The sequence below is a fragment of the Streptomyces sp. NPDC002265 genome (genome assembly GCF_040296125.1).
In the GTDB taxonomy this organism is placed as follows: Bacteria; Actinomycetota; Actinomycetes; order Streptomycetales; family Streptomycetaceae; genus Streptomyces.
On sequence record NZ_JBEOWS010000719.1, the window covers coordinates 1 to 1,131 of the forward strand.

The 1,131-nt window shown below is 68.4% G+C and carries 2 protein-coding genes; one reads left to right on the plus strand and one right to left on the minus strand.

Translation table 11 applies throughout. The annotated features are described in order from the left end of the window. Positions 1-155 precede the first annotated feature (155 nt). A complete protein-coding gene (locus ABT085_RS46520; RefSeq protein ID WP_152886324.1) occupies positions 156-362 on the plus strand; it encodes a helix-turn-helix domain-containing protein in 207 nt (68 codons plus the stop codon). Positions 363-374: 12 nt separating this feature from the next. Here ABT085_RS46520 and ABT085_RS46525 read toward each other — a convergent pair whose 3' ends face one another. Beyond that, on the minus strand, positions 375-1,088 hold the full coding sequence (locus ABT085_RS46525) for a tetratricopeptide repeat protein (RefSeq protein ID WP_351623309.1): 714 nt from the start codon (positions 1,086-1,088) through the stop codon (positions 375-377). Positions 1,089-1,131: the final 43 nt, after the last annotated feature.

Here is a 1,131-nt window from a genome sequence, read left to right on the forward strand (position 1 = left end):
GTTCCTCGGGGACGATGTTCGTGGGGTCGAGGAGGTGCCGGGCGACCCCACGATCAGGATTTCCCAGGGGCACGCCCCTCCAAGATCGCAGCGACAAGAGGCGCTGAAGCCAGTAGGTTCTTCTCGCATACAGAAGTGGATCCGGGAGGATGCCGATGGCGGAGCAGACGGATGAGCCTCTTTCCGAGTGGCTGACGATGCAGCAGTTCGCCGATCACTACGGGGTGAGCACTCGCACGGTGGCCCTCTGGGTCGCCTGCGAGCCCACCATGCGCATCAAGAGGGTTGGCCCGAGTTGCCGGGTCATCCGCATCCACCGCTCGGAGCTGGACCGCGGACGGGACGGTGTGGTCCTCCGCTGACTGCGGGCGAGCTCAGTACGCGGTGCGCCCAGGAGAGTCGGGGTTGACCGCTTGGCGCCTGAGCCCCATGGCCTGGTTGTTGCGATCCCACCGAATTTCGCGGACGGCGGCCCCGCTCTGCAGGGTCATCAGTGAGCCCAGCGCGTGGCCGCTGCGCGCCGGGTTGGCGAGACACTGCTCGTAGAGGGCCAGGGCGCGGTCGGGATCGGCGTACAGCGTGCGGTACAGCTCCGCTGCTCGGAACTGCCCGTAGGGATGGCCTGTGCGGGCCGCTGCCAGGAAGTGCTCCAGGGCGTGTTCCATCGGAGCACGGCTGACAGGCAGGAGCCGCTCCAGGTAGAGGTCCCCGAGCGCGAGCATCGCTTCTGGCTCTCCCAGTGCGACGGCCCGGCGGTAGTGATCGGCGGCGTCGTCGTACGACTGCGCGATGCCGGCGTCCAAAGCGCCCTGCTGGTACAGGCATCCCAGGTAGTAGGCGGCGCGCGGCGACCCGGAGCTCTGCCGCAGCCAGGGCACGGCCTGCGCGTGGTCACCCTGGACGAAACAGATGTGCCCCAGTAGTTCCGCGGCCCCGTCGTGCCCCCGGGCCGCCGCCTGCTCCAGGAAGAAGGCCGCCGCAGCACGGTGGGGTGGGCTGCTCCAGCAGTGCAGGCCAATCTGGTGGAAGTCGTCGGCCGATACGGGTTGTCGACCGTCCACGGTGAAGTCGATCCCGTTCCACAGCACGCCGTACGTCCTCCTCCGCCACCTGGAATCAGCCTACCGGGCC

Coding starts and splice junctions, on each gene's coding strand:
- ABT085_RS46520 (WP_152886324.1), top strand. CDS start 156: ATGGCGGAGCAGACGGATGAGCCTCTTTCCGAGTGGCTGACGATGCAG.